Below are 3909 nucleotides of genomic sequence, written 5' to 3'. Positions count from 1 at the left end.
GTCTGGGCCGGTTCCACCGTGCCTTGGCGGAGGTCTACGCGGGTGGTGTGCCGGTGGACTGGCGGCCCGCGTTCGCCGGCCGGCCCGGACGCCTGATCGGCCTGCCCACCTACCCGTTCCAACGGCAACACTACTGGGTGCCGGACGAGGAGCCCGCCGCCCAGGCCGCCAGCACCGGCCTGCTCGACCACCGGTTCTGGGACGCCGTCGAACGCGCCGACCTGGACGCCCTGCGCGGCACCCTCGCCGTCGACGACGCCGAGGCCATCGAGTCGCTGCGCACCCTGCTGCCCGTCCTCGCCGGTTGGCGACGCCAGCGGCAGGAACACTCCCTCCTCGACGGCTGGCGGTACCGGGCCGACTGGCAGGTGACCCCCGAACCCGCCACCGCCCGCCTCGACGGCACCTGGCTGCTGGCGCTGCCCGCCGGGCTCGACGACGACCCGGCGGTGGTGGCCGTCCGGGCCGCGCTGACCGACGCCGGCGCCGAGCTGCTGCCGCTGACCGTCGAACCCGACGCCGACCGGGCCGGGCTCGCCGCCTCCCTGACCGGCACCGACGTCGCCGGGGTGGTCTCCCTGCTCGCCTGGGAACCGCCGGCCGGCGAGGGTGCCGCCCTGCCCGGCCTGGCCACCACGCTCGCCCTGGTGCAGGCGCTCGGCGACGCCGAACTCGACGCGCCGCTGTGGCTGGTCACCCGGGGGGCGGTCACCGTCGCCTCGTACGACCGGCTCACCGACCCCGGGCAGGGCGCGCTCTGGGGCCTCGGCCGGGTGGTCGGCGTCGAGGCACCCCATCGCTGGGGCGGCCTGGTCGACCTGCCGTCCCACCTCGACGTCCGCACCGCCGGCCGGCTCGCCGCGATCCTCGCCGGGCCGACCGGCGAGGACCAGCTCGCGGTCCGCGCCTCCGGCGTCTTCGTCCGCCGCCTGGTCCGCGCCGGACTCGGCGACCGCCCCCCGGTGCGGCGCTTCGCGCCCGCCGGAACCGCGCTGGTCACCGGCGGCACCGGCGGCCTCGGTGCCCGCGCCGCCCGCTGGCTCGCCACGGCCGGCGCCGAGCACATCGTGCTGGTCAGCCGGCGCGGCCCCGACGCCCCCGGCGCCGCCGAACTGGCGGCCGAGCTGCGCGACCTCGGCACCCGGGTCACCGTCGCCGCCTGCGACATCGCCGACCGGGCCGCCCTCGCCGACCTGCTCGACCGCGTCCAGGCCGACGGCCCGCCGGTACGCGTCGTCGTGCACACCGCCGGCATCGCGCAGACCACCCCGCTCATGGCGGTCACCCCCACCGAGCTGGCCGAGGTGACGGCCGGCAAGACCGCCGGCGCCGCACACCTGCACGACCTCCTCGCCGACCAGGAACTCGACGCGTTCGTCGTCTACTCGTCCATCGCCGCCACCTGGGGCAGCGCGGGCCAGGCCGGGTACGCCGCCGGCAACGCGTACCTCGACGCGCTCGTGCAGCAGCGGCGCGCCGACGGGCGGGCCGGCACCGCCATCGCCTGGGGTTCCTGGGGTGAGGGCGGCATGCACACGGCCGACGCCGACCGGAACCTGCGCAGCCGGGGTGTACCGCCGATGGACCCGGCCGTCGCGATGAGCGCCCTTCAACAGGCCCTCGAGCACGACGACGTCACCCTCACCGTCGTCGACGTCGACTGGTCCCGGTTCGCCCCCGCGTTCGCCTCCGCCCGACGGCGGCCGCTGCTGGAGGGCGTACCGGAGGCGAAGGCCGCCCTCGACGGCGGGGCGCCGCTCGACGACGACAGCGACGACGGCGTCGCGGCGACGCTGCGCCGCCGGCTGGCCGGGCTGACCCCGGCCCGGCGGGCGGAGACCCTCGCCGACCTGGTCCGGGAACTCGCCGCCGACGTGCTCGGCCACGACGATGCCGCCGCGATCCCGGCCACCACCGCGTTCCGGGACCTCGGCTTCGACTCGCTGACCGCGGTCGAACTGCGCAACCGGCTGGTCGCCGCGATCGGGCAGCCGCTGCCCGTCACCCTGGTCTTCGACCACCCCAACTCGGTGGCGCTGGCCCGCTTCCTGCTCGCCGGACTGCTCGGCGACACCGGAGCACCCGCCGAGACCGACGCCCCGTCCGTCGTGGACGGCGACGAGCCGGTGGCCATCGTGGCCATGGCCTGCCGCTTCCCGGGCGGCGTCACCGACCCGGAGCAGCTGTGGCGGCTCGTCGCCGACGGCGTCGACACCGTCGCCGAGTTCCCCACCGACCGCGGCTGGGACCTCGACCGCCTTATCGACCCCGACCCGGAGAAGCCCGGCACCACGTACACGGACAAGGGTGCCTTCGTGTACGACGCGGCGGATTTCGATCCGGGGTTCTTCGGGATCAGCCCGCGTGAGGCGTTGGCGATGGACCCGCAGCAGCGGTTGGTGCTGGAGACGTCGTGGGAGGCGATCGAGCGGGCAGGGGTTGTTCCGGGGTCGTTGCGGGGTTCGCGAACAGGGGTGTTCGTGGGCACGAACGGCCAGGACTATAGGTCCCTGTTGGTGGTGGCCGGCGACCAGGTGGAGGGGTTCGGCGGCACGGGGAACGCCGCGAGTGTGGTCTCTGGTCGGGTGGCGTACGCGTTGGGGTTGGAGGGACCGGCGGTGTCGGTGGACACGGCGTGTTCGTCGTCCCTCGTCGCGATGCACCTGGCGGTTCAGGCGTTGCGTCGGGGCGAATGTGATCTCGCCTTGACGGGTGGGGCGACGGTGATGGCGACGCCGGGCCTGTTCGTGGAGTTCTCCCGGCAGCGCGGGATGGCCGCCGACGGGCGGGTCAAGGCGTTCGCGGCGGCGGCCGACGGCACGGGCTGGGGCGAGGGTGCGGGCATGCTGCTCCTCGAACGGCTCTCCGACGCGCGGCGCAACGGCCACGCTGTGCTGGCGGTGGTGCGTGGCTCCGCGGTGAACCAGGACGGGGCGTCGAACGGACTCACGGCACCGAACGGCCCTTCGCAGCAGCGGGTGATCCGGCAGGCCCTGGCCTCGGCCGGCCTGTCCGTGCGTGATGTGGACGTGATGGAGGCGCACGGCACCGGCACGACCCTCGGGGATCCGATCGAGGCGCAGGCGCTGCTGGCGACGTACGGGCAGGACCGGGACGTGCCGCTGCTGCTGGGGTCGGTCAAGTCCAACATCGGGCACACCCAGGCCGCCGCGGGCGTCGCCGGCGTCATCAAGATGGTCCTCGCCATGCGGGAGGGCGTCGTCCCGGCCACGCTGCACGTGGACGCCCCGTCGCCGCACATCGACTGGTCGGCGGGTGCGGTGGAGCTGGTGACGGAGGCGACGCCGTGGCCGGCGGTGGATCGGCCGCGCCGGGCGGCGGTGTCGTCGTTCGGCGTCTCCGGCACCAACGCCCACATGATCATCGAGCAGCCCGACGACCTTCCCCCGGCCGACGGCGCGGAGTCCGCGGTCGACGGCGGCGTGCACCGGGGCCCGGGTCTGGTGGGTTCGGGTGTGGTGGTGTGGCCGGTGTCGGCGCGGTCGAAGGCGGCCCTGGCGGGTCAGGCGTCGCGCGTGGCGCGGCATGTGCGCGAGCACGAGGGGCTGGAACCGGCGGCGGTCGGCTGGTCGCTGGCCACGACGCGGTCGGCGTTCGAGCATCGGGCCGCGGTGGTCGGCGGGAGCGTCGGGGAACTGCTGTCCGGATTGGATTCGCTGGCGGCGGGTTCGCCAGCGGGGAACGTGGTGACGGGCACGGCCGCCGAGCACGGGTCCGGGGTGGTGTTCGTGTTCCCCGGTCAGGGCGGTCAGTCGGCGCGGATGGCCGCGGGTCTGGTCGGGCGGTGTCCGGCGTTCGACGCGCGGCTTGCCGAGTGTCAGCGGGCGTTTGCTCCGTATCTGGATGTGGACATCGTGTCGGTGTTGACGGGGGATGACGAGTCCTGGT

1 protein-coding gene is annotated in these 3909 nt (G+C 75.1%); it reads left to right on the top strand.

From position 1 onward, the window contains the following. Positions 1-53: 53 nt before the first annotated feature. A partial coding sequence (locus tag ACGF5C_RS34230; RefSeq protein WP_393308481.1) for an SDR family NAD(P)-dependent oxidoreductase occupies positions 54-3909 on the top strand: 3856 nt, incomplete at its 3' end.

Origin of the sequence: Micromonospora sp. NPDC047620 (assembly GCF_043205005.1) — a bacterium.
Taxonomy (GTDB): Bacteria; Actinomycetota; Actinomycetes; order Mycobacteriales; family Micromonosporaceae; genus Micromonospora.
The sequence above is the reverse complement of the archived record's forward strand: the minus strand, read 5'-3'. Positions and strand labels throughout refer to the sequence as shown.